The following is a 23,587-nucleotide window of genomic DNA, read 5'->3' on the forward strand; positions in this document are numbered from 1 at the left end:
AGGGTCAGCTCTTCTCGAGCTCGGTGACTTGCAGGGACAGATCGAACAGCTTGGACTTGCTGGCGTAGTAGCGGTCCAGGCGCCACTCCTTCAGGATGTCCATCGCGAGTTCGAAGCTCTTGTAGTCGAGGCTGTAGAGCGTGATCAACTCGAAGCTGCGTTCGGCTTCGAGCGCCAGCACGAGTTGGGCAAGGATCTTGGCCGATTCGTTGGCCGGGTCCGTTTCGATGAATCGGCGAGCGACCTTGATGGCATTCATGGGAAAGTGTTCCTCGGTTGGCAGGGACCGGGAACTATAGCTAGCACATGCCTGTATTTTGTGACGATTTGATGACAAACGAGGGCATCGCCCGTGAACGGCGCGTCGGTGTTATCACCAACGCGCGGTCCGGGGCGAAGCGCTCATCGGGGCGTCATGCTGTCATTGCACTGGCAGGGGCCGCGGCATCGGCATGGGCATCGGTGCCATCGGCACCGGCTCGGGCATCGGCGGAGGCAGCGTCGCGGCGGGCATCGTCACCACGCGGGTGGAGACCGACTCGCGGATCACGCCGCCGCCCATCACGCTGCCATCGACATTGCTGCGGATGTTGCCTGCGCTGCCCAGCACGCGGGCCTCGCAGTCGGCGCGCTCGACCGGCGGTTGCAGGCCGCAGCGGGCCACGGCGTTGGCGCGGTAGTCGGGCGCCGAGGTGAGGCCGCCGCGGGCCGCGGCCTGGCGTGCGGCGCCGGCTTCACGGATGCAGGCGGCACGGTCCTGCTGGTTGTGGCCGCAGACGGACACTTCCTGCTGGTAGGTGCTGCCGCCGTCGCCACGGGCGGCCGTGGCGATGGTGGTGGTGGCCAGCCCGCTGAGTGCGAGCAGGGCGAAGATCATCGAACGCGCATTGTTTGGCATGGTGTGCTCCTTGTCTGGCGTATCGGGGGAGAAGGCCGGCCTCGCTGTTCGCTCAGCGCGCCGGCTGCACGGGCTGTGGCGGCAGCGGGGTGACGGTTTCGCGGATCACGCCGCCGCCCATCACGCTGCCTTCGGTGGTGGTGCGCGCACCGCCGCGCATGCGCGCTTCGCAGTCCGCGCGGTCGGCGGACGGTTGTTCGCTGCAGCGCGCCAGCGCGTTGGCGTCTTCGCGCGCGGCGCCGGGGGCGGTCAGGCCGTTGCGCCCGGCTTCCTGGCGCGCGGCGCCCGCTTCGCGCAGGCAGGCCGCGCGGTCCTGTTGCACGCCGTCGCAGGTGGCGCGCTCCTTCTGCATCCGGGCGTCGCTGCCGGGCGCCTGGGCCGAGGCCAGCGGCGCGCCGGCCATGAAGAAGCCGCCGACGGCCACGAGGGCAGCCGTCGAGAGCGTGGAACGGAAGGTGTGGATCGTCATCGGGGCTCCTGAAGCGGCGCGCCGTGCGAACAGAGAACAGAAAACAGAAAACAAAAGAACGCAGGGCGCGACCGGTGCCCCAGTGTGGGCCGGCCCGTGGCGCCTGGCTGTGGGACAAGCCGTGCGCCGTGGAGCGGGCCGGACGCGCCCCTGCGTGTGGGACACGTCCGTCAGCGCGGGGAGGGCGTGCCCTCCCGCGCTGTGCCGGCAGGATCAGCCCTGCGCGATGCGCTGCGCGAGGTGGGCCAGCGCCTCTTCGACCTGGTCGACCAGGATGAGCGACAGGTCGCCCGGCTGCAGCCGCGCCAGCGCGGTGTCGATGGCGACGAATTCGCCGCGGATCTCGTCGATCTGGCGCGTGCGCGACGCACCTTGCAGGCCCTGGCGCAGCAGTGCCATGACCTCGCCGTCGGCACGCCCGCGCTGCGCTGCGTCCTGGTACAGGATCACGTCGTCGAAGGCCTGGCCGAGGATCGCGGTCTGGTCGCGGATGTCGGAATCGCGCCGGTCGCCCGCGCCGCTGATGACCACCGAGCGCTTGTTGGCGGGCATGGTGTCCACTGCCGACACCAGCGCCTTCATGGCGTCGGTGTTGTGGCCGTAGTCGGCGATCACGGTAGCGCCGCGGTAGTCCATGACGTTGAATCGTCCGGGCACGCCGGCCGCGTCGTTCATGAAGCTCGACAGGCCGCTGCGGATGGTGTCCCAGTCGAGGCCCACGGCCCAGGCTGCGGCCACCGAGGCCATCACGTTGTCGACCTGGAAGCCGATGGTGCCGCCGCGCGTGATCGGCACGTCGCGCAGCGCGATGCGTTCGCGCCACGAGCCTTCGGCGGCCACCAGCGTGTCCTGGTCGACGTACACGGTGCGCTTGCCTTGCGCGCGGTGCGTGGCCATCACCGGGTGCATGCGGTCGGCGGTGAAGAAGATCACGTTGCCGGGGCAGCCGGCCGCCATGGCGGCGACGTTCACGTCGGCCGCATTGAGCACCGCGTAGCCGTCGGCGGCCACGTTGCGCACGATCACGCGCTTGAGCACCGCCAGGTCTTCCACCGTGGTGATGTAGTTCAGGCCCAGGTGGTCGCCGCTGCCGATGTTGGTGACCACGGCCACCTCGCAGCGGTCGAAGCCCAGGCCCTCGCGCAGCACGCCGCCGCGGGCCACTTCGAACACGGCCGCATCGACGTCGGGGTGCATCAGCACGTTGCGCGCGCTCTTGGGGCCGCTGCAGTCGCCGCTGTCGGTCTGGCGGCCGTTGACGTACACGCCGTCGGTGTTCGTCATGCCGGTGCGCAGGCCGCTGGAGGCAATGATGTGGTTGATCAGGCGCGCGGTGGTGGTCTTGCCGTTGGTGCCGGTGACGGCCACCACGGGAATGCGGCCGTCGTCGCCGGGCGCGAAGAGCGTGTCCATCACGGCTTCGCCGACCGCGCGGCCGCGGCCGAACGAGGGCGAGATGTGCATGCGCAGGCCGGGCGCGGCGTTCACTTCGACCACGCCGCCGTGTTGTTCTTCGAGCGGGCGCAGCACGTTCTCGCAGACCATGTCGACGCCGCAGATGTGCAGGCCGACCATCTGCGCCGCATCGACGGCGCGCGCGGCCACTTCGGGGTGCACGGTGTCGGTGACGTCGGTGGCGGTGCCGCCGGTCGAGAGGTTGGCGTTGTTGCGCAGCACCACGCGCTGGCCCAGCTCGGGCACGCTCTCGGGCGTGAGGCCCTGCGACTCGAGCCGGCCGATGGCGATGTCATCGAGGCGGATCTTGGTGAGCGAGGTGGCGTGGCCTTCGCCGCGGCGCGGGTCGAGGTTCACGGTGTCGACCAGCTGGCGCACGGTGGAGCTGCCGTCGCCGATGACCTGCGGCGGGTCGCGGCGCGCGGCGGCCACGAGGCGGTCGCCCACCACGAGCAGGCGGAAGTCGAAGCCGGGCAAGAATTTCTCGACCATCACTTCGCCGTACACGGCGGCCGAGTCGTAGGCCGAGGTGAGTTGTTCGCGCGTGGTGATGTTCACCGTCACGCCCTTGCCCTGGTTGCCGTCTTGCGGCTTCACCACGACCGGCAGGCCGATTTCTTCGGCGGCGGCCCAGCCGTCGTCGGCGCTGCTCACGGGGCGGCCCAGCGGCACCGGCACGCCGGCGGCGTTGAGCAGCTGCTTGGTGAGTTCCTTGTCCTGCGCAATCGATTCGGCCACGCCGCTGGTGCTGTCGATCTCGGCGGCCTGGATGCGGCGCTGCTTGGAGCCCCAGCCGAACTGCACCAGGCTGCCGCTGGTGAGGCGGCGGTACGGAATGCCGCGCGCCACGGCGGCGTCGACGATGGAGCCGGTGCTCGGGCCCAGGCGCTCCGACTCGTCGAGGTCGCGCAGCGCGGTGATGGCGGCGTCGGCGTCGAAGGGGGTGTCGGCCAGCGCGGCCTGGATCAGCTCCTCGGCCAGGGCCAGCGCGCGGCGGCCGACGTCTTCCTCGGAGTACTGCACGGTGACCTGGTACACGCCTTCTTCGGTCGTCGGCGCGGTGTTGCCGAAGTTGACGGCGCAGCCGGCCTGGGCCTGCAGCGCCACGGCGGCGTTCTCGAGCACGTGGGCCAGCGCCAGCGGCTGGCCGAGCACCATGGGGTGCAGCTCGCCGATGGTCGGGAAGCGGGCGCGCAGGCGGGCTTCGAACCCGTCGAGCTTGCCGACGGCGTTCTCGTCGCCTTCGCAGGCCACGACGGCCTCGATGGTGGTGTGGCGGCTCCAGAGATTGGGGCCACGCAGGGCGCGGATGCGGGTGACTTTCATGGGGCTACGGCACGGGGCGCGCGGTTGCAGTGATCTTGCGGTGTGACCTGGTGGGCGCCGGCCCCGCGGGTGGCGGGGCGGCGCATCGGGTCATGCCAGTTGTTGTTGGGGGGAAAGCGGCGAGGCCTGCGACAGCTGCAGCGAGGCCAGGGCCGCCTGCAGGTCGGCTTCGAAGGCCTCGACGCCGGCGCCGATCAGGTTGAGCGGAATGCCCAGGGCCCAGCCCGCGGCCACGGCGGCCAGCAGGCTTTCGAGGCTCACGCCCACGTGGGTCGCACGCCAGATGGTCAGGCGGCCCAGGCCGGGCAGGAACGATTCGCTCGTGCCGTTGGCCAGCACCACGCGGTCCTGGCGCACCAGCACGGCCTTGCCGCCGGCAGCCTGGTGCGCGGACAGCGCGGCGGCCTGCGGGTCGGCCGCATAGAGGATGACGTCGCCGTCGCACAGCGGCGCCAGCGCGGCGATGCGCGGCTCGTCGGCGTTCAGCACGGCGGTGCCTTCGGCCAGCACCACGTCGACCTGCGTGCGCAGCACCTTGACCATCTGGTCGCTCTCGGTGATGTCGTAGTCGGCCAGAGCTTCGGAGCCTTCGAGGTCGGTCACGATGCCGACTTCGCAGCGGTCGTAGGCCAGGCCGTCGCGCAGGATGGTTTCGGCGCCGTTCTCGATCACCACGGCCTCGACGGCGCGGTTCACGAGCAGGCGGTGGCCGGCGTCCCAGTTGGCGCTGGGGCGTGCGTCGACGCGGCGGCGTTCGAGGAACAGGCCGTCGCGGCAGGCCAGGCCGGTGTGGCGCCCGCCGAGGTTGATGAGCCAGGCCACCAGCCGTGCGAGCACGGCGGTGTCGCGCGAGCCGGCCACGCCCACCACGGGGATGCGGCCGGGTGCGTCGTTCGGGAACAGGTGGTCGCAGATGGCGCGGCCCACGGGGCGCGGCGAGCCGATGGCCGGCTTCAGGTGCATCAGCAGGCCGGGGCCGGCGTTCACTTCGACGATCGCGCCGCCCTGCGGGCCCAGCGGCCTGGAGATGTCTTGCGCGACCATGTCGATGCCCGCGATGTCCAGGCCGACCACGCGGGCGGCGAGCACGGCGGCGTGCGCCACCTCGGGGTGCACGAGGTCGGTGCAGTCGTAGGCCATGTTGCCGTTGCGCTGGATCGTGACCACGCGGCCGGCGGCCGGCACCGAGCTGCCGTCGAGCTCCTGGCGCTTGAGTTCCAGTTGCAGCTTGGCGTCGGTGGCCAGCACGATCACGTCGAGCGGAAACTCTTCTTCGGCGCCGCGGCGCGGGTCGCTGTTGAGCTGCTTGTCGATCAGCCCGGCCACGGTGTTCGTGCCGTCGCCGGTCACGGTGATGATCTCGCCGCGTGCGGCCGCCACCACCTCGCCGCCCACCACCAGCAGGCGGTGTTCGTGGCCGCGGATGAAGCGCTCGACCATCACGTCGCTGCCTTCGGGCTCGGCGACCGCGAAGGCGGCCATGACTTCCTCGCGCGTGGTCAGCTCGAGCGACACGCCGCGGCCGTGGTTGGCGTCCGACGGTTTCACGACCACGGGCAGGCCGATGTCCTCGGCGGCTTCCCAGGCTTCTTCGGGCGACTCGACCACCTGGCCGTGCGGCACGGGCACGCCGCAGCTCGCGAGCAGCGACTTGGTCAGCTCTTTGTCGCTGGCAATCGATTCGCCGATGGCGCTGGTGTAGTCGGTTTCCGCGGTCCAGATGCGCTGCTGGTTGGCGCCGTAGCCCAGCTGCACCAGGTTGCCGCTGTTCAGGCGCATGTGCGGAATGCCGCGGTCGGTGGCGGCGGACACGATGGCCGCGGTGCTCGGGCCGAGGTAGCAGTCTTCGACCTTGGCCTTGACCGCCTCGACGGCCGTTTGCACGTCGGCCGCGGTGAACGGGTCGTTGTTGATGGCCGCCATCAGCAGGCGGTGGCCTTCGGCCAGCGCCACGCGGGCGACCTGTTCGTCACGGGCACGGAACACCATGCGGTACACGCCGTGCTCCGAGGTGCTGCGGGTCTGCCCGAAGCCGGTCGGCATGCCGGCCAGGTTCAGCAGCTCGATCACGACGTGTTCGAGCACGTGGCCCGACCAGGTGCCTTCGGTGAGGCGCTGGATGAAGCCACCGCGCTCGCCCACGCCGCAGTGGTGCTCGATGAGCGCCGGCAGCAGGGTGGTCAGCCGGTCGGTGAAACCGTCGATCTTGTTGGAGGGGAAGTCCTCGAGCTTGCCCAGGTCGAGCCAGACTTCGAGCACCGGACGGTAGGTCCAGAGGTTGGGACCGCGCAAATAGTTGATGCGCAGCAATTGGATGTCGTCGAAACGGGTCATGCAAACGTTCGATGTGCTTTGGCCGAGCACCACGGCGCCTTCAAGCGCTCCCATGGCGATCGGTCAGAATCGGCGCCCGACCAGGGGCGCCATGACGCGGTCCCTGCGGCCCGCGACGGGCAAGAGTCAAATAAACACAATGCAACATCACGATCCAGTCGGCGCCCAGGTGGGCGAAACGGAGGCGGTCTCAGGCGCGCTGAAAAGCCGACTCGCTGGCGCTGAAAACGTTCTGGTAACACTTGCGGTTGACCTCGACGACCAACTTCGCTTCGCCACGGGCCTCGTCGCCCTGACCGACCAGCGGCTCATCGCCCTGGAACCCGGCGGCGAATGGCGTGAGTGGCCACTCACCGATCAGGCCTTGGAAATGCGTCTTTCCGACCACGCAGGCGTCGGAACCCTCGACCTCATCGGCCCTTCCGGACAGCTCACCCGCTGGCGCTACACCCTGGCCGGCCAGCCGGCGGCGCTCAAGCTGCTCAAGTTGTTCGGCCAGCGCGCCGCGCCGGCTGTCACGAAGGCGACAGAAGAGGTGCCCGAACTTCTCGATGCCGAGGGCACCGACACCGAGCTTCAGACCCCGCCTTCGACCTGGGTGCTGCTGCGCCTGGGCCGCTTCGCCGGGCCGTACCGCAAGCAGCTGATCCTCGGGTTTGTTCTGACCCTGATCTCCACCGCCGCCACGCTGGTGCCGCCGTACCTGACCATCCCGCTGATGGACGACATCCTGATCCCGTTCCAGAACGGGCAGAAGATCGACTCCGGCCGGGTCGGCCTGTACCTGGGCGGCCTGCTGATCGCGGCGCTGGTCGGCTGGGGGCTCGGCTGGGCGCGCACCTACCTGCTGGCGCTGGTGTCCGAGCGCATCGGCGCCGACCTGCGCACCACCACCTACGAGCACCTGCTGACCCTGCCGCTGGACTACTTCGGCGGCAAACGCACCGGCGACCTCATGGCGCGCATCGGCTCGGAAACCGACCGCATCAACGTCTTTCTGTCGCTGCATGCGCTCGATTTCGCGAACGACGTGCTGATGATCGTCATGACGGCGGTCATCCTGTTCTCGATCAACCCGCTGCTGGCCGTGGTCACGCTGGTGCCGCTGCCCTTCATCGCCTGGATGATCCACGTCGTGCGCGACCGCCTGCGCACCGGCTTCGAGAAGATCGACCGCGTCTGGTCCGAAGTGACCAACGTGCTGGCCGACACCATCCCCGGCATCCGCGTGGTCAAGGCCTTCGCGCAGGAGCGCCGCGAAGCCGAGCGCTTCCGCGTGGCCAATGCCTACAACCTGCAGGTCAACGACAAGCTCAACCGCACCTGGTCGCTGTTCACGCCGACCGTGTCGCTGCTCACCGAAATCGGCCTGCTCGTGGTCTGGGCCTTCGGCATCTGGCAGGTGGCGCGCGGCCACATCACGGTGGGTGTGCTCACCGCGTTCATCGCCTACATCGGCCGCTTCTACACGCGCCTCGATTCGATGAGCCGCATCGTCTCGGTCACGCAGAAGGCCGCCGCCGGCGCCAAGCGCATCTTCGACATCCTGGACCACGTGAGCAACGTGCCCGAGCCCGCCAACCCGGTGAAGGTGGAGCGCGTGCAGGGCCGCATCGAGATGAGCGGGCTGGGCTTTCGCTACGGCTCGCGCGCCGTCATTCACGACCTCGACCTGACCATCGAGCCCGGCGAGATGATCGGCCTCGTGGGCCACAGCGGCTCGGGCAAGAGCACGCTGGTCAACCTGATCTGCCGCTTCTACGACGTGACCGACGGCGCCATCAAGGTCGACGGCACCGACATCCGCCGCTTCGCCGTGGCCGACTACCGCCGCCACGTCGGGCTGGTGCTGCAGGAGCCGTTTTTGTTCTTCGGCACCATCGCGCAGAACATCGCCTACGGCAAGCCCGACGCCACGCGCGAAGAGGTCGTGGCCGCAGCCCGCGCGGCCCACGCGCACGACTTCATCCTGCGCCTGCCGCACGGCTATGACTCGCTGGTCGGCGAGCGCGGCCAGGGCCTGTCGGGTGGCGAGCGCCAGCGCATCAGCATTGCGCGCGCACTGCTCATCGACCCGCGCATCCTGATCCTCGACGAGGCCACCTCGGCCGTCGACACCGAGACCGAAAAGGAAATCCAGAAGGCGCTCGACAACCTCGTGCAGGGCCGCACCACCATCGCCATCGCGCACCGTTTGTCCACGCTGCGCAAGGCCGACCGCCTCGTGGTCATGGACCGCGGCGAGGTGGTCGAGGTCGGGCCGCACGACGCGCTCATGGCGAAGCAGGGCGCCTATTGGCGCCTGTACCAGGCGCAGCTGCGCCAGGGCGACGAAGACGATGTGAGCGAAGGTGCTGCCGACGAGCGCGCCAACGCCCAGGCGCCGCTGGCCGTGAGCCACGCCGCCCATCCGGCAGGGGACGTGTGATGAGCAGCAACAACAACTTTGAACTGGCCCGCGACACCTTCGGCCGCCTCGTGCTGACCGACGCACAGGGCGAGCGCCACGTGGGCGTGACGCCCGTGCGCGCATTTCCACTCAGCGCGCCCAATGAGGGCGTGTCGCTCGTCGGCAGCGAAGGCCGCGAACTCGTGTGGGTCGATCGCGTCGACCAGCTGCCCGCACCCACGCAGGCGCTGCTGACCGAAGAACTCGCCGTGCGCGACTTCGCGCCGACGCTGCTGAAGCTGCACGGCGTGTCGAGCTTCGGCGTGCCCAGCACCTGGACCGTGAGCACCGACCGGGGCGACACCAGCTTCGTGCTCAAGGCCGAGGAAGACATCCGCCGCCTCGACGGCGGCGCGCTGCTCATCGCGAGCGCGCACGGCGTGCAGTTCCGCATTCCCGATGCGAAGACGCTCGACCGCGCCTCGCGCAAGCTGCTGGAGCGCTTCCTTTAAGAAGTCCTAATCCAGCAGGTCCGAGTAGTCGCCGCGCGCATAGCTCTCGACCTGCTGCCACGGCAGCACCTTCGGTGCGGCGACGGCCGAGGCGGTCATCACGTTGAGCGAAGTGCCGTGCGCGTCGCGCTGCTCGATCTTGCGCGCATAGCGGCCCGCCACGTCCCAGTCGACGCGCAGCGTGCGTTCGCCTTGCGGCAGCTCGTAGCGCTGCACGCCGCCACGCGCCGTGCCGAGCGCCTTCATGCGCGGCAGGCTGGCCGGGTCGATCAGCCAGTAGGCGTTGGCCCACGAGCCGCTGTAGCCGACGTTGCCGTAGTTGGCCGCGTCCACCTCGATCACCTTGCGCTGCTGGCGCAACACCATGTTCACCTGCACCGTGCCGGCCGCATCGCGGCGCAGCCACAGCGGCGCGGCCGTGTTGTCGGCGTGCGCGTGGCCGATGTGCACCTTGCCTTCGCTCGCTTCGTGGTCGTGGTCGGCGCGCAGCGCGGGCGGCAGCTCGCGCTCGATCCACACCGTGCCGGCGCGGCGCACCATGCGGTCGGCGTAGCGGCTTTCGCGCTGCACGCCGTCCTTGCCGATCGACATCACGTGGTGCGTGATGCGCAGAGTCTGGTCGGGCGCGGCGGCATCGCCTGCCGCGCCGGCCACCAGCGGCAGGGCCGCGAGGGCTGCTGCCGCCAGCAGCGTCTTGAGCGTTGCGGGCACGTTCACAGGCCCGCCGCTTCCTTGACCTTGTTGAACACCTTGATGTTCTCCACGGTGCCCTTGAAGAGCTTCGCGCCCGCACCGCCGGCGAACAGCATCACGTCGCCGCCGCCGTGCGTTTCCGAACCCGGCGTGCCCAGGTTGATGCCGACTTCCTGCAGGAAGTTGTCGTCCGTGGTGTCCATCGCGGTCTGGTCGTCGCGCGAGGCGCCGCGCGCCGGCGCGATCCACGGCTTGTTGCCGTCTTCCGGGTTGACCTGGCTGGAGGCCGTCGCGTTGGGCCGGCCGCCGTTGCCGAACACCAGCGTGGTGTAGGGCTTGCCGTCCGCCGCCTTCGACGGCTTGCCGTCGGCGTAGCCGTTGACCTTGCCCAGGATCGGGTTGCCGATCTTCGGATAGCCGTTGAAGGCGATCGCGTGGTCGTGGTCGGCCGTGACCACCACCAGCGTGTTCTTCAGGCCCGGGTCCTTCTTGTTCATGTAGTCCAGCGCGGTCTGGATGGCCGTGTCGAAGGCCAGCGTGTCTTCCAGCGCGCGCTTGGCGTTGGTGCCGTGCAGCGCGTGGTCAATGCGCCCGCCTTCCACCATGAGGAAGAAGCCCTTGTCGTTCTTGCTGAGCACGCCCAACGCCTTCTCGGTCATTTCCGACAGGCTCGGCTGGTCGAGGCTCTGCTTCACGCGGTCGAGCTCGTAGGCCATTTCGCTCGGCGTGAACAGGCCCAGCAGCTTGCCCGTGGCGCCCGCGTCGACGGCGCGCAGCTTGGTGCCGGTGTCGACGTAGGTGTAGCCCTTGGCCTGCATCGCAGTCACCAGGTTCACGCCGTCGGTGCGCTTGCTGCCTGCCAGCACCGTGGTCGGCAGGTAGTTGCGCTGGCCGCCACCCAGCAGCACGTCCACGCCGTCGAGCAGCTTGGGGTTGTAGTTGGCGTGGCCCGGCACGCTCTGCTCGGCGATGGTGTTGTAGCCGTTGCGGTTGCAGATGTGCGCGTAGGTGGTGGCCGGCGTGGCATGGCCGACGCGCGTGGTCGACACGGCGCCGACCGCGCGGCCCTTGGCCTTGGCGAGTTCGAGCAGCGTGTCGGCGGCCTGGCCGTTGGTCGGCGGGCAGGTGGTGTTCTCGCCGTTGATGTACTGCTTGCCGGCGCTGTCGACGGCGACCGTGTCGCTGGACATCGAGATCACCTCGTTGCGCATCTTCACGCCGGTCATGTAGGCGGCCATCGAGGGCGCGCTGTCGGTGGTCTGGCCGTCGAGCGAGAAGGTCTTCACACGCGCCGCATACGGCAGCGACTGCATCGTGAGGTTCGCGCGCTCGGGGCTCACCAGCGAGCCGGGCTTGGCGGCCAGCTGCTTCTCGCCCTTGTAGATGCGCGCGGCGGTCACGGTGACGGGGCCCATGCCGTCGCCGAGGAAGAAGATCACGTTCTTGGCTTCGCCGGCGGCGTGGGCGCCGGTGGCGAGCGTGCCGGCGGCGGCGCAGACGAGCGCGGCGGCCAGGCGGGTGGTGCGGAGGGTGCGGTTCATGGTCGTGTGCATGGTTGTGTTCGTCGATGCGTGGTTGCCGCCCCTCACAGGCCGACCGCCTTCCGGATCAGGCCGAACACGTCGGTGTTGGTGATCACGCCCGAGAAGTTGTCGGCGCCCAGGCCTTGCGCGCCCAGGAACACGTCGGCGCCGCCGTGGGTTTCGGAATCGCTCGCGGGGTCCATCGGCACCACGGCTTCCTGGCGGTAGTCGGCCAGCTCCAGGTCGGCCTCGCTGATCGCGATGTCGCGCGCCGTGCGGTTCGGGCCGTTGCCGAAACCGATGATGGTGTAGGGCATGCCGTTCACGTCCTTGCTGGTCTTGCTGGTGTCGACGTAGTCCTTCACCAGGCCGAGCACGCCGGGCTTACCCGATTCGGTCTTGCCCGTGCGCGCGGCATAGCCGTTGAGCTGCAGCGTGTGGTCGTGGTCGGCCGTGACCACCACCAGCGTGTTCTTCAGGCCCGGGTCGATGGTCTGCATCTTCTGCAGCGCCAGCTTGATGGCGTCGTCGAAGGCGCCGGTGTCCTGCAGCGCGCGGCGCGCGTTGGTGGCGTGCAGGGCGTGGTCGATGCGTCCGCCTTCCACCATCAGGAAGAAGCCCTTCTTGCGCGCGGCCAGCGCGTCGATGGCCTTGCCGGTCATCTCGGCCAGGCTGGGTTCCTTGGTCGGGTTGCGGTCCAGGTCGTAGGCCATGTGGCTCTTGGTGAAGAGGCCGGCGATCTTGGTGGCGCCGTCGGCCGGCAGCTTGTCGAACTCGGCCCGGCTGGCGGCGAAGCTGTACTTCGCGGTCTTCAGCTCGGCGATCAGGTCGCGCTTGTCGTTGCGCTTGCCGCCGGCTTCCTTGGCCGTGAAGTAGTCGGTGCCGCCACCGAAGAACACGTCGACGCCGTCGCCCAGCTTGCCGTTGTAGCCGGCGCCGCCCGGCACCAGCGCGGCGGCGATGGTGTTCTCGGCGTCACGGTGGCACACGTGCGAATACGTGGCGGCGGGCGTGGCGTGCGTGATGCGCGTGGTCGTGACCACGCCGGTGGCGTAGCCCTTGGCCTTGCTCTGCTCCAGCAGCGTGTCGACGGCCTGGCCGTTGCCCGAGGGGCAAGTGCTGTCGAAGTTGACGTGGTAGGCCTTGCCCGCGGCGTCGGTGGCCTTGGTTTCGGCGCTCATCGAGATGACCTCGTTGTTCATCTTCACACCGGTCATGTAGGCCGACATCGAGGGCGCGCTGTCGGTCACCTGTGCGTCGTTCGAGTAGGTGTGGACGAAGGCGGTCTCGGGCAGCGTGTCGATCGTCAGGTCGCCGTCCTCGCCGACCTTGTAGATGCGCGCGGCGGTCAGCGTGGTGATGCCCATGCCGTCGCCCAGGAAGAACAGGATGTTCTTCTGTGCCTGCGCGGCCGGCGGCGGCGTGGTGGGCGGCGGAAGAAACGGCAGCGACGGGCTGTTGTTGTTGCTGCCGCCGCAGGCGGACAGCATCAGTGAAGCGCCCAGCAGCGCCGGGGCGATCAAACGGTGGTTCATGCAGCTAACTCCCTCGGAGGTCGTGACGTTCGGCGCGCGTGCTGCGTACCGACTCAGGGAGCGCAATCTAAAGACGTCAGGTGACTCGGGCGTGACGATGCACGCCGGCCGCGAAAGTTCAGTCTTTGTTTGTGGGCGACTGTCTTTGGCGTGTCATGTGCCAGCGCCACGCCAGTGCACCCGCACCGGTTGCCACGCCACTGACCAGCGTGCCCCAGGCCATGTCGATGAACGACAGCGCCAGCGGCCAGCCGCGGACCACGGCCAGGTTCGTCAGGTCGTAGGTGCCGTAGCAGAAGAGGCCGAACAGGCCGCCCAGCAGCGCCGCGCGCACCACGCCTTGCGCCCGCAGGCCCGGCACGATGGCGAAGACCAGCAGGCCGATCGGGTAGAGCAGGTAGAACGCCGTGGCCACGCCCAGCCGCGGGTCGGGCGACATCAGCGTGCCCATCTCGCGCTGGTAGAGGCCGTCGGCGACGAAGCCGAGCCAGAGCGTGTCGAGCGCCAGCAGCACCACCAGGGTGGCGGCCCATGCGAGAAGGTGTCTGGCGGTCATGCGGGGCATCGTAGCGGCGCCAGGCCGAACGGCTGCGAAAATCGCGTGTTTGGACTACAACGGCCCCGCCGTTGACGGACATGCCCCTGCACACCACCGCCCTCGTTCTGTTTTCCGGCGGCCAGGACTCGGCCACCTGCCTGGCCGAAGCCCTGTCCAAGTACCAGCGTGTCGAAACCCTGGGCTTCGACTACGGCCAGCGTCACCGCGTCGAGCTCGACGTGCGCGGCACCGTGCTCGCCCAGATGCGCGAGCGTTTTCCCGAATGGGCGCCGCGCCTGGGCGAAGACCACGTGCTCACGCTGGCCGCGCTGGCCCAGCTCGGCGGCTCGTCGCTCACCGAAGAAGTCGCCTTCGCCATGCAGGCCGACGGCCTGCCCAACACCTTCGTGCCCGGGCGCAACCTGCTGTTCCTCACGCTCGCGGGCGCGCTGGCCTACCGGCGCGGGCTGCAGGTGATCGTCACCGGTGTCTGCGAGACCGACTTCTCGGGCTACCCCGACTGTCGCGACGACACCATGAAGGCGATGCAGCTCGCACTGTCGCTGGGCCTGGAGCGCCGCCTCGTCATCGAGACGCCGCTCATGTGGATCGACAAGGCCGAGACCTGGGCGCTGGCCCACCGCCTGGGCGGCCAGCCGCTGGTCGACCTGATCGTCGAAGAAACCCACACCTGCTACCTCGGCGATCGCGAGCATCGCCAGGCCTGGGGCTACGGCTGCGGCGAATGCCCGGCCTGCGACCTGCGCAAGAAGGGCTGGGAGCGCTACGTCGCTGCGGGCTGAGCCGTAGCCGCAGTGGTATCGAGCCGGTAGCGCGCGCCGCCGCCTGCGCTTTCTTCCTGCGGCACCAGCATCCATCGCTGGCCATGGAAATCGCCCACGGCCGGTCGGTGCGCGATCGACACCATCGCCCCGCCGCCTGCCCGCACCGTGTCGGCAAGCCGCTGGTAGAGCACGGCTTCGGCCGGCGCATCGAGTGCGCTGGTCACTTCGTCGGCGAAGAGCCAGGCCGGTTTTTTCAGCAACACCCGCGCGATGGCCAGCCGCTGCTGTTCGCCGCCCGAGAGCTTCTGGCTCCAGGCATCGCTGTCGTCGAGCCGGTTCACGAGGTCGGGCAGAAGCGCATCGACCAGCGCCTGGCGCAGTTGTTCATCGCTGAAGCCGGCGGCCGGGTGCGGGTAGGTCAGCGCCTCGCGCAGCTTGCCGTCGGGCAGGTAGGGGCGCTGCGGCATGAAGACCGCATCGGCCGGCGCCTGCACCTTGCCACTCGCAAACGGCCAGATGCCCGCGAAGGTGCGGAACAGCGTCGACTTGCCGCTGCCCGACGGGCCTTGCAGCAGCACGCTGTCGCCGGGGCGCACCGCCAGTGCGGCGCCGGCCAGCAGCTGCGTGCCATTGGGCAGCGCGACCGTGAGGCCAGTGGTGCTCAGTGCCGGCGCGTCGTTCTCGCGCTGCAGGGCGTCTTCGCTCGTGCGCGCGGCATGGGCGCGCATCGCGTCGTCGAAGCTGATCAGGCGGTCGGTGGTGGCGCGCCAGACGGCCACGCGGTCGTAGTTGGCGACGAACCAGCTCAGCGATTCCTGCACCTTGTCGAAGGCCGATGAAATCTGGATCAGTCCGCCCAGCTGGATGGCACCGCTGAAGAAGCGCGGCGCCGACACGATGAACGGAAAGATCACCGAGGCCTGCCCGAAGAACGAGGTGAAGGTCACCAGGTTCTTCTGCTGCTTGATCAGCTGCAGGTAGTTGCGCAGCACCGCGCCGAAGCGCGTGTCGAGCTGGCCGCGCTCCACGGTCTCGCCGCGGTCGAGTGCGATGGCTTCGCTGTACTCGCGCACGCGCACCAGATGGTGGCGAAAGTCGGCCTCGAAACGCTGCTGGCGGAAGTTCAGGCCGATCAGCGGCCGGCCGATGAAGTGCGTGATGACCGTGCCGACCACGCAGTAGACCAGCGCCAGCCACACCATCGAGCCGGCGATCTGGTAGGTGCTCCCACCCAGCGACAGGTCGAAGGTGCCCGACAGGCCCCACAGGATGCCGATGAAGCTCAGCAGCGTGACCACCGCGTTCAGGATTTCCATCGACAGCGTCATCGTGGCATTGGTGAACATCTGCATGTCCTCCTGGATGCGCTGGTCGGGGTTGTCGGGCGTGGTGCCGTCGGCGTGCGCGTAGCGGGCCAACTCCAGGTGATAGAAGGTCCGGTCGGCCATCCAGCGGCCGAGGTAGTTCCGGGTCATCCAGGAGCGCCAGCGCAGCTGCAGCAGCTGCGTCAGGTAGAACTTCGCCACCTGGATCGCGATGTTGAAGAAGGCCAGCCAGGCGAACACGCGGATCTCGCGCCAGAAAACCACCGCGTCCTTGTTCTGCAGCCCGTCATAGAAGCGCCCGTACCACTGGTTGAAGAGCACCAGCGCATACACGTACGCCAGGTTCAACGCCACGATGCCCGCGAACATGAGGCGCGCCCGCCATTTCTCTTCGTCCGAGCTGAAATAGGGCGCCGCGAGCCGGAGCACGCGGCGCACGACCTGGACGAACGTGTGGGCACGCGCCGCGACGGTGGGGGATGGAGCAGATGACATGCGGATTTCCTCGCAGGCGCTGATGCGCCGGACCTCGTGAGGGGCCCATCGTAGACAACTGCGTCTTAAGCGGGGCTGAAGGCGGCTCCCGCCACCCCGTCAACCCTCAGCGCAGCATCACGCGCGCCGCCGTCGCCAGGAAATGCGCCAGCGGGGGCGTTCGCAGCCCCTCGGCCTTGGCCTCTTCGTCCCACAGCCGCAGCCGCACCGCGTCGCCCGACCACGGCAGGCCGGCAAAGCGCTGCGCCGCCTCGTCGTCCATCACGCCGCCCTGCAGCGCCAGGCTGCGCACCGAATCGGGCGAGAGCTTCGAGGCGTAGCCCGGGCGCGTCGCGCACAGGTAGCGCTTGGCGTCCACGTGCAGGCGGATCGGTTCGCGCACCGCCACGTCGAAGGCGCCGCGCAGCAGCGGCAGCGCGATGTACTGGTGGCGGTCGTCAATGCCCAGTTCGGTGGGCGCGTGCGACAGCGTCTGGTGCTCGGCGATCAGCAGGTGCCCCAGGTCGTGCAGCAATGCAGCCGTCACGAGCGTGTCGCCGGCGCTGGCCTGTTCGGCCAGCCAGGCGCATTGCAACGCGTGTTCGAGCTGCGACACCGGTTCGCCCGCGTACGCCAGCCCACCGCGTTCGGCGAACAGGCGGGCGATCTCGGCGAGGTCGAGTGTCATGGGATTGCAAAAGAACGGGTGCGACAGCCTGTACAGGCTCGCGCCGCTCGATGACAGCCGTGTGACGAAAGTGCAAACGCCGCAGCGCGGGTACTGCCATGTGACAAACCTTTGTCACAAACCGCTGCGAGCATCGCTGCGTTCACGGCCTCGGCCGTGTTTTCTTTTTGCGTACACCGCCTGTTCTTACCTCGAGGGAATCTCCCATGCTGCATCGTCGTCTGATGTGGGCCGCCGTGCCCGCCGCCTTGTTCTCGCTGGCTTTCGCCGCCTCGGCCCAGGGCCGCACCGAGTTGCTGGTCTACACCGCGCTCGAAGCCGACCAGGTGCAGGCCTACAAGGCCGCCTTCGAAAAGGAGAACCCCAACATCGAACTGAAGTTCGTGCGCGACTCCACCGGCATCGTCACCGCCAAGCTGCTGGCCGAAAAGGCCAACCCGCAAGCCGATGTGGTGTGGGGCCTGGCCGCCACCTCGCTCATGCTGCTCGACAAGGAAGGCATGCTCCAGCCCTACGCGCCCAAGGGCCTGGACGCCATCAAGCCCACCATGCGCGACACCGCCAACCCGCCCAAGTGGGTCGGCATGGACGTGTGGTCGTCGGCCATCTGCTTCAACACCGTGGAAGCCACGAAGAAGAGCCTGCCCAAGCCCACCAGCTGGGCCGACCTGACCAACCCGGTCTACAAGGGCCAGATCACCATGCCCAACCCCGCTGCCTCGGGCACCGGCTACCTCATGGTGTCGGGCTGGATCCAGATGATGGGCGAAGACAAGGCCTGGAAGTACATGGACGCGCTGCACCAGAACATCGGCGTGTACAGCCTGTCGGGCAGCAAGCCCTGCCGCCAGGCCGGCGCCGGCGAGTTCGCGCTCGGCATGTCGTTCGAATACCGCGCCAACAAGACCAAGCGCGACGGCGCGCCCATCGACATCGTGCTGCCCAAGGAAGGCCTGGGCTGGGACATGGAAGCCACCGGCATCATGAAGACCAGCAAGAAGCAGGACGCCGCCAAGGCCCTGGCCGACTGGGCCGTGACGAAGCAGGCCAACGAGCTGTACGCGAAGAACTTCGCCGTGCTCGCGCTGCCGGGCATCCAGGAAAAGCTCGAGTTCGTGCCGGGCGACGTCGAGAAGCTGCTGGCCAAGAACGACTTCAACTGGGCTGCATCGAACCGCGACCGCATCCTGACGGAATGGTCGAAGCGCTACGACGCCAAGGCCGAAAAAAAGCCGATGTGATCGGGATTCCGGGTAGCCGCACATGACCAGCTTTCTCTCCCTTCGCGGCATCGGCAAGTCCTTTGGCGCCACGCGCGTGCTCGACGGCATCGACCTGGACATCGAGCCTGGCGAGTTCGTCTGCCTGCTCGGTCCCTCGGGCTGCGGCAAGACCACGCTGCTGCGCATCGTGTGCGGCATCGAGCGCGCCGACAGCGGGCAGATTCTGCTCGGCGGCCAGGACATCGCGGGCCTGCCGCCCGCGGCGCGCGGCTTCGGCGTGGTGTTCCAGTCGTATGCGCTGTTCCCCAACCTCACGGCGGCACAGAACATCGCCTACGGCCTGCACCCCACGGGCGCCTTGGCGCGCGAAATGGCCAAGCGCTCGCGCGAAATGCTCGACCTCGTCGGACTCGCCGCGCATGCCGACAAGTACCCCGTGCAGCTCTCGGGCGGCCAGCAGCAGCGCATCGCCCTGGCACGTGCCCTGGCGCCCAACCCGCGCCTGCTCCTGCTCGACGAGCCGCTCTCCGCGCTCGACGCGCAGGTGCGTGCCACGCTGCGCAGCGAAATCCGCGCGCTGCAAAGGCGCCTGGGCATCGTCACCATCATGGTCACGCACGACCAGGAAGAAGCCCTCTCGATGGCCGACCGCGTGGTGCTGATGCACAACGGCCGCATCGAGCAGGCCGGCACGCCCGACGAGCTGTACCGCCAGCCGCGCACCCGCTTCGCGGCGGGCTTCGTGGGCCGCATGAACATGCTGCCCGCCACCGTGCTGGCCGGCGGCAAGGTGCGCGTGCGCGACAGCGAACTCTTCTGCGCACCGGGCAACCTGAGCGTCGGTTCGCAAGCCACCGTGGGCATCCGCCCCGAGCATGTGGTGGTGAAGCGCTTCGGTTCCGAACTCGGCACCAACAGTTTTGCCGCACGCCTGCTCGACACCGAGTTCTTCGGCAACCGCACCTCGGCGCGCCTGGCCTGCGAGCCGCTGGGCATCGAGATCGAGGCCGAGCTGCCCGCCGATGCGCGCAGCGGCGGCGAAGAGCCGCTGGTGCCCAGCAGCATGGTGCACATCCAGTTGCCTTTGAACGCGCTGTCGGTTCTGGCGCAATGAAATGACATCGGGCTTGTCGGCGCCTTGTCGTTGGGAGCGCAGTCCTTCAGGGCGCGCTCCCGCCGACGGGGCACCTTGCTCCGCGAATGTCCCCCGGCCTGCGGCCTCCTCCTTGATTTCGCTGCGCAAGGCACCCCATCAGCGTGAGCGTTGTTCGCAACGGTCGTTGATCGGCCGCAAACCGACAGCGTGCCCTCGTGCACAGGGCACTGGGTGCTACCCGCAGCGAAATCAAGGAGGAGGGCGAAGCCCGGGGGACATTCGCGGAGGGGAGTACCCGGTGTCCTGTGCACACGCCCCGAACAACGACACCAAAAAAAGAACAACATGAGCACCCCTTCCGAAGCCCTCGCCCCGATCGCGATCCCTCGCACGGTCCACTTCGACCGCGAACGCTGGCTCACCGGCGCCGCCGCGCTGCTGGTCGTGCTGCTCCTGGTCGTGATCGTCGCGCTCCCCGTCGGCGCACTGGTCGGCCAGAGCTTCTACGACCGCGCCGGCGCGTTCGTCGGCTTGACGAATTTTGCGCGCTACCTCGAGAGCCCCGCGCTCGTTCAGTCGGCCTTCAATAGCGTCGGCCTTGCAGTGATCAGCGCCGTGCTTTGCACCTCTATCGCCTACGTGTACGCCTACGGCCTCACGCTCTCGTGCATGCCCGCCAAGGGGCTGCTGCGCGCCGTGGCGCTCATGCCGCTGCTTGCGCCCTCGCTGCTGCCGGCCATCAGCCTGATCTACCTGTTCGGCAACCAGGGCCTGTTCAAGGGGCTGCTGGGCGATCTGTCGATCTACGGCCCGCTGGGCATCGTGCTCGGTTCGGTGTTCTGGACGCTGCCGCATGCGCTGCTGATCCTCACCACGGCCATGGCCACGTCCGACGGGCGCTTGTACGAAGCCGCGCAGACGCTGGGTGCCTCGCGCTGGCGCATTTTTCGCACCGTCACGCTGCCGGCGTCGCGCTACGGCCTCATCGTGGCTGCGATGGTCGTGTTCGTGCTCGTCATCACCGACTTCGGCGTGCCCAAGGTGGTGGGCGGCCAGACCGGCGTGCTCGCGACCGACATCTACAAGCAGGTGGTCGGGCAGCAGAACTTCCAGATGGGCGCGGTGGTCGGCCTCGTGCTGCTGATTCCGGCGGTGCTGTCGTTCCTGGTCGAGCGGCGCGTGCGCCGCAAGCAGGCCGCGGCGCTGTCGGCGCGCGCCACGCCCTACCAGCCCGAACCCGTGAAGTCGCGCGACCGCGCGCTGCTCGTGTTCTGCACGCTCACCGCCATCGCCATCGTCGTGATGATCGGCATGGCCGTGTTCGCCTCGCTCGCTACCTATTGGCCCTACAAGCTCACGCCGTCGCTGAAGAACTACGACTTCAGCAACATGGACGGCGGCGGCTGGGGCAGCTACAGCAACTCGCTGCGCCTGGCGCTGTACGCGGCCGTGGCGGGCGCGTTCGCCACCTTCGTGTCGGCCTACTTCGTGGAGAAGCCGCGCCACTTCGGCCTGCTGCGCGAACTGCTGAACCTGCTGGCCAACCTGCCGCTCGCGGTGCCGGGGCTCGTGCTCGGCGTGGGCTACATCTTCTTCTTCAACTCGGCGGCGAACCCGCTGCACGGCCTGTACGGCGGCATGGCGATTTTGGTGATCTGCACCGTGGCGCACTTCTTTTCGGTGGCGCACCTCACCTCGCTCACCGCGCTGCGCCAGCTCGACCGCGAGTACGAGCTGGTGTCCGAATCGATGGGCGTGCCGTTCTGGCGCACGCTGTGGCGCGTGCACCTGCCGGTGGCGCTGCCCACTGTGCTGAACGTGGCCGGCTATTTCTTCGTCAATGCGATGACCACCGTGTCGGCCGTCGTTTTCCTCTATTCGCCACAGACCACGCTGGCCGCCATCGCCGTGCTCAACATGGACGACGCTGGCGACGTGGCGCCCGCCGCGGCCATGGCCTCGCTCATCATGCTCACGGCCGCCGTCGGCCGCGGCCTGTTCGCGCTGGCCGGGCACTGGGCACTGAAGCGCACGCAAGCCTGGAGGCAACGTTGATGAGCCCGAGCATGTCCGTCGAGAGCTTCGATGTGATCGTGGTCGGTGCCGGCATCGTCGGCTTGGCCCATGCGTACACCGCCGCACAGCGCGGCCTCAAGGTGTGCGTGGTCGAGCGCGATGCAGCCTGCCTGGGCGCATCGATCCGCAACTTCGGCTTCATCACCGTCACCGGCCAGGCGCCGGGCGACATGTGGCGCCGCGCCATGCATTCACGCGACGTGTGGCAGGCCATCGCGCCGCAGGCCGGCATCGACATCGTGCACCGCCACCTCTGGCTCGCGGCCTACCGGCCCGAGGCGCATGCCGTGCTCGAAGCTTTCTTGCGCACGCCGATGGCCGAGGCCTGCGCGCTCATCGACGCCGCCGATGCGCAGGCGCGCGCGCCCGGGCTCAACCTGGCGCAGGCGCGCTCGGTGCTGTTCAGCCCGCACGAGCTGCGAGTCGAATCGCGCACCGCCGTCGGCCTGCTCGCACGCTGGCTGGCCGAGGCGCACGGCGTCGTGTTTCGCTTCGGCGAAACCGTGCACGAAGTCGAAACCCCGCGCGTGCGCACCTCGCGCGGCACCCTGCGCGGCGAGCGCGTGGTGGTCTGCACCAACACCGAGCTGCACGGCCTGTTCGCCGGGCGCATCGCCACGCACGACCTCACGCTGTGCCGCCTGCAGATGCTGCGCGTGCAGCCCGAGGCGGGCTTTCGTTTGCCGGGTGCCGTGATGACCGACCTGAGCCTCGTGCGCTACGAGGGCTACAGCAGCCTGCCCGAAGCGGCGGCGCTGCGCGAGCGGCTGATGCAGGAAGAGCGCGCCTCGCTCGACCACGGCATCCACCTCATCGTCGTGCAGAGCGCTGACGGCTCGCTGGTGGTCGGCGATTCGCACCACTACGGCGACGCGCCCGAACCCTTTGCCATCGAAGCGGTCGACCAGCTCATCCTGCGCCACCTGCGCAGCACGCTCAACCTCGAGACCGCGCAGGTCACCGAACGCTGGACCGGCGTGTACCCGTCGTCCAAAACCACGCCCTGCGTGATCGACGCACCCGACGACGCCACGCGCGTGGTGCTGGTCACCAGCGGCAGCGGCGCGAGCACCGGTTTCGGCATTGCCGCCGACGTGTTCGACGCGTGGTGATCGCCGTCACCTTCCTGACCTTTCCTCCTGTGTCGCCATGAACGCCCATCACCATTCCAAGCTGCAGGCCGTCGTCTTCGACTGGGCCGGCACCATCCTCGACTTCGGTTCCTGCGCGCCCATGGGCGCCTTCGTGAAGCTGTTCGAACAGTTCGGCATCGACATCACCATCGACGAGGCGCGCGCCCCGATGGGCATGGCCAAGTGGGACCACATCAAGGCGCTGGGCATGCAGCCGCGCATCGCCGCGCAGTGGGAGACGAAGCACGGCCATGCCTTCAGCGACGCCGACGTCGACCGCCTGTACGAGGTGTTCACGCCCATGAACGCGGCCAGCGTGCGCGACCACACCGACTTCATTCCGGGCGCCCTCGAGGCCGTCCACGCGGCGCGCGAGCGCGGCCTGAAGATCGGTTCGACCACCGGCTACAACCGCCCGATCATGGACGTCGTCACGCCGCTGGCCACGGCCGGTGGCTACACGCCCGACAACCTCGTGTGCGCGGGCGACCTCGCGGCGGGACGCCCGTCGCCGCTCATGATGTACCGCTGCTTCGCCGACCTCGGCGTGTGGCCGCCGCACACCGTCGTCAAGGTCGACGACACCGGCGTGGGCCTGCAGGAAGGCCTCAACGCCGGCACCTGGGCCGTCGGCGTGTCGGTCAGCGGCAACGTCAACGGCCTGACGCTGGCCGAGTGGCAGGCCCTCGACCTCGACGGCCAGCAGGCCCGCCGCGCCCGCGCCACCGCCGAGTTGGAAGCCGCCGGCGCGCACTACGTGATCGACAGCGTGGCCGACCTGCCGAACGTTCTGGAAGACATCGAACGCCGCCTGCAGGCCGGCGAGCGCCCGGAAGTCCTCTTGCGCTGAAGCAGAAAAAAGTGCGCTTCGCCGACGGTGGCTGGCGCTGCCGTCCGACTTGACGCACCCCATCGCGGGCTTAGCATGCGCCGCATGCGAAGCACAGCCTTTGTTCTTCTGCTCTGTCTCGGCCTGCTGACAGCGGCCTGCGACGGCAAGCGCAAGCCCGGCACTCCGATGCCGAAGGCCTTCTTGTCGTCGAGCGTCGTGGTGGTGATGGCGCCTGCGCCGTTCGTGGGCTGAGGCTGCCGGGGCGTTTCAGCGCACCGGCCGC

At 68.8% G+C, this 23,587-nt stretch carries 20 protein-coding genes; 9 read left to right on the forward strand and 11 right to left on the reverse strand.

Annotation, left to right across the window (positions count from 1 at the left end; all coding sequences use genetic code 11):
* Positions 1-4: 4 nt before the first annotated feature.
* The 5 genes from CLU95_RS19800 to CLU95_RS19820 all read right to left on the reverse strand — a co-directional run bounded on the left by CLU95_RS19800 (position 5) and on the right by CLU95_RS19820 (position 6,482).
* The gene (locus CLU95_RS19800) at positions 5-259 is read right to left on the reverse strand and encodes a hypothetical protein (RefSeq protein WP_056573109.1); all 255 of its coding nucleotides are present in this window, start codon (positions 257-259) and stop codon (positions 5-7) included.
* Between the two features lie 162 nt (positions 260-421).
* Positions 422-898, reverse strand: coding sequence for a hypothetical protein (locus CLU95_RS19805; protein WP_099795179.1), 477 nt, complete (start codon positions 896-898; stop codon positions 422-424).
* Positions 899-950: 52 nt separating this feature from the next.
* Positions 951-1,367 (reverse strand): hypothetical protein, encoded by a 417-nt coding sequence (locus CLU95_RS19810; RefSeq protein WP_099795180.1) that lies wholly within the window; start codon positions 1,365-1,367, stop codon positions 951-953.
* Positions 1,368-1,580: 213 nt separating this feature from the next.
* Positions 1,581-4,148 carry a cyanophycin synthetase gene (cphA, locus tag CLU95_RS19815; RefSeq protein WP_099795181.1) on the reverse strand — a complete coding sequence of 856 codons (2,568 nt, stop codon included), beginning with the start codon at positions 4,146-4,148 and terminating at the stop codon, positions 1,581-1,583.
* Positions 4,149-4,238: 90 nt separating this feature from the next.
* Complete coding sequence (locus tag CLU95_RS19820; RefSeq protein ID WP_257214675.1) at positions 4,239-6,482, reverse strand: cyanophycin synthetase; 2,244 nt, start codon at positions 6,480-6,482, stop codon at positions 4,239-4,241.
* A 139-nt stretch (positions 6,483-6,621) separates the two neighbouring features.
* On the opposite strand from CLU95_RS19820, the gene CLU95_RS19825 reads away from it, so the two are divergent.
* Together CLU95_RS19825 and CLU95_RS19830 are read left to right on the forward strand one after the other, a co-directional pair.
* On the forward strand, positions 6,622-8,910 hold the full coding sequence (locus tag CLU95_RS19825) for a cyanophycin metabolism-associated ABC transporter (RefSeq protein WP_099795183.1): 2,289 nt from the start codon (positions 6,622-6,624) through the stop codon (positions 8,908-8,910).
* A complete protein-coding gene (locus CLU95_RS19830) occupies positions 8,910-9,383 on the forward strand; it encodes a cyanophycin metabolism-associated DUF1854 family protein (protein WP_099795184.1) in 474 nt (157 codons plus the stop codon). The genes CLU95_RS19825 and CLU95_RS19830 overlap by 1 nt, the downstream gene beginning before the upstream one ends.
* Before the next feature lie 6 nt (positions 9,384-9,389).
* Here the strand turns inward: CLU95_RS19830 and CLU95_RS19835 are convergent, their stop codons facing one another.
* From CLU95_RS19835 to CLU95_RS19850, 4 genes are all read right to left on the reverse strand, one after another.
* Positions 9,390-10,100, reverse strand: coding sequence for a hypothetical protein (locus CLU95_RS19835; protein ID WP_257214676.1), 711 nt, complete (start codon positions 10,098-10,100; stop codon positions 9,390-9,392).
* Positions 10,097-11,629, reverse strand: coding sequence for an alkaline phosphatase (locus tag CLU95_RS19840; protein WP_373669305.1), 1,533 nt, complete (start codon positions 11,627-11,629; stop codon positions 10,097-10,099). Before CLU95_RS19840 ends, CLU95_RS19835 begins: the two co-directional genes overlap by 4 nt.
* Before the next feature lie 32 nt (positions 11,630-11,661).
* Positions 11,662-13,134, reverse strand: a complete 1,473-nt coding sequence (locus CLU95_RS19845) for an alkaline phosphatase (RefSeq protein ID WP_099795185.1) — start codon at positions 13,132-13,134, stop codon at positions 11,662-11,664.
* Between the two features lie 118 nt (positions 13,135-13,252).
* Positions 13,253-13,690: a DUF2177 family protein gene (locus tag CLU95_RS19850; RefSeq protein ID WP_099797395.1), complete on the reverse strand. Its 438-nt coding sequence runs from the start codon at positions 13,688-13,690 to the stop codon at positions 13,253-13,255.
* A gap of 80 nt (positions 13,691-13,770) precedes the next feature.
* Here CLU95_RS19850 and queC point away from each other — a divergent pair, with 80 nt between their 5' ends.
* Positions 13,771-14,475, forward strand: coding sequence for a 7-cyano-7-deazaguanine synthase QueC (gene queC, locus CLU95_RS19855; RefSeq protein WP_099797396.1), 705 nt, complete (start codon positions 13,771-13,773; stop codon positions 14,473-14,475).
* On the opposite strand, the gene CLU95_RS19860 is transcribed toward queC, so the two are convergent.
* Both CLU95_RS19860 and CLU95_RS19865 read right to left on the reverse strand, forming a co-directional pair.
* Positions 14,457-16,277, reverse strand: a complete 1,821-nt coding sequence (locus CLU95_RS19860; protein ID WP_099795186.1) for an ABC transporter ATP-binding protein/permease — start codon at positions 16,275-16,277, stop codon at positions 14,457-14,459. The genes queC and CLU95_RS19860 overlap by 19 nt on opposite strands.
* 106 nt (positions 16,278-16,383) lie before the next feature.
* Positions 16,384-16,944 carry a phosphonate degradation HD-domain oxygenase gene (locus CLU95_RS19865; protein WP_099795187.1) on the reverse strand — a complete coding sequence of 187 codons (561 nt, stop codon included), beginning with the start codon at positions 16,942-16,944 and terminating at the stop codon, positions 16,384-16,386.
* 206 nt (positions 16,945-17,150) lie between these two features.
* Here CLU95_RS19865 and CLU95_RS19870 point away from each other — a divergent pair, with 206 nt between their 5' ends.
* From CLU95_RS19870 to CLU95_RS30935, 6 genes are all read left to right on the forward strand, one after another.
* Positions 17,151-18,185: a putative 2-aminoethylphosphonate ABC transporter substrate-binding protein gene (locus tag CLU95_RS19870; protein WP_099795188.1), complete on the forward strand. Its 1,035-nt coding sequence runs from the start codon at positions 17,151-17,153 to the stop codon at positions 18,183-18,185.
* A 22-nt stretch (positions 18,186-18,207) separates the two neighbouring features.
* Positions 18,208-19,281 carry an ABC transporter ATP-binding protein gene (locus tag CLU95_RS19875; protein ID WP_099795189.1) on the forward strand — a complete coding sequence of 358 codons (1,074 nt, stop codon included), beginning with the start codon at positions 18,208-18,210 and terminating at the stop codon, positions 19,279-19,281.
* Between the two features lie 327 nt (positions 19,282-19,608).
* Entirely contained in the window at positions 19,609-21,318 is a 1,710-nt protein-coding gene (locus CLU95_RS19880; protein ID WP_099795190.1) for a putative 2-aminoethylphosphonate ABC transporter permease subunit, read from the forward strand.
* Entirely contained in the window at positions 21,318-22,451 is a 1,134-nt protein-coding gene (locus CLU95_RS19885) for a TIGR03364 family FAD-dependent oxidoreductase (RefSeq protein ID WP_257214677.1), read from the forward strand. Before CLU95_RS19880 ends, CLU95_RS19885 begins: the two co-directional genes overlap by 1 nt.
* 37 nt (positions 22,452-22,488) lie before the next feature.
* Complete coding sequence (phnX, locus tag CLU95_RS19890; RefSeq protein WP_099795191.1) at positions 22,489-23,322, forward strand: phosphonoacetaldehyde hydrolase; 834 nt, start codon at positions 22,489-22,491, stop codon at positions 23,320-23,322.
* A gap of 84 nt (positions 23,323-23,406) precedes the next feature.
* Complete coding sequence (locus tag CLU95_RS30935) at positions 23,407-23,556, forward strand: hypothetical protein (protein ID WP_169805033.1); 150 nt, start codon at positions 23,407-23,409, stop codon at positions 23,554-23,556.
* The last annotated feature ends 31 nt before the right edge of the window (positions 23,557-23,587 follow it).

Origin of the sequence: Variovorax sp. 54 (genome assembly GCF_002754375.1) — a bacterium.
Classification (GTDB): Bacteria; Pseudomonadota; Gammaproteobacteria; order Burkholderiales; family Burkholderiaceae_C; genus Variovorax.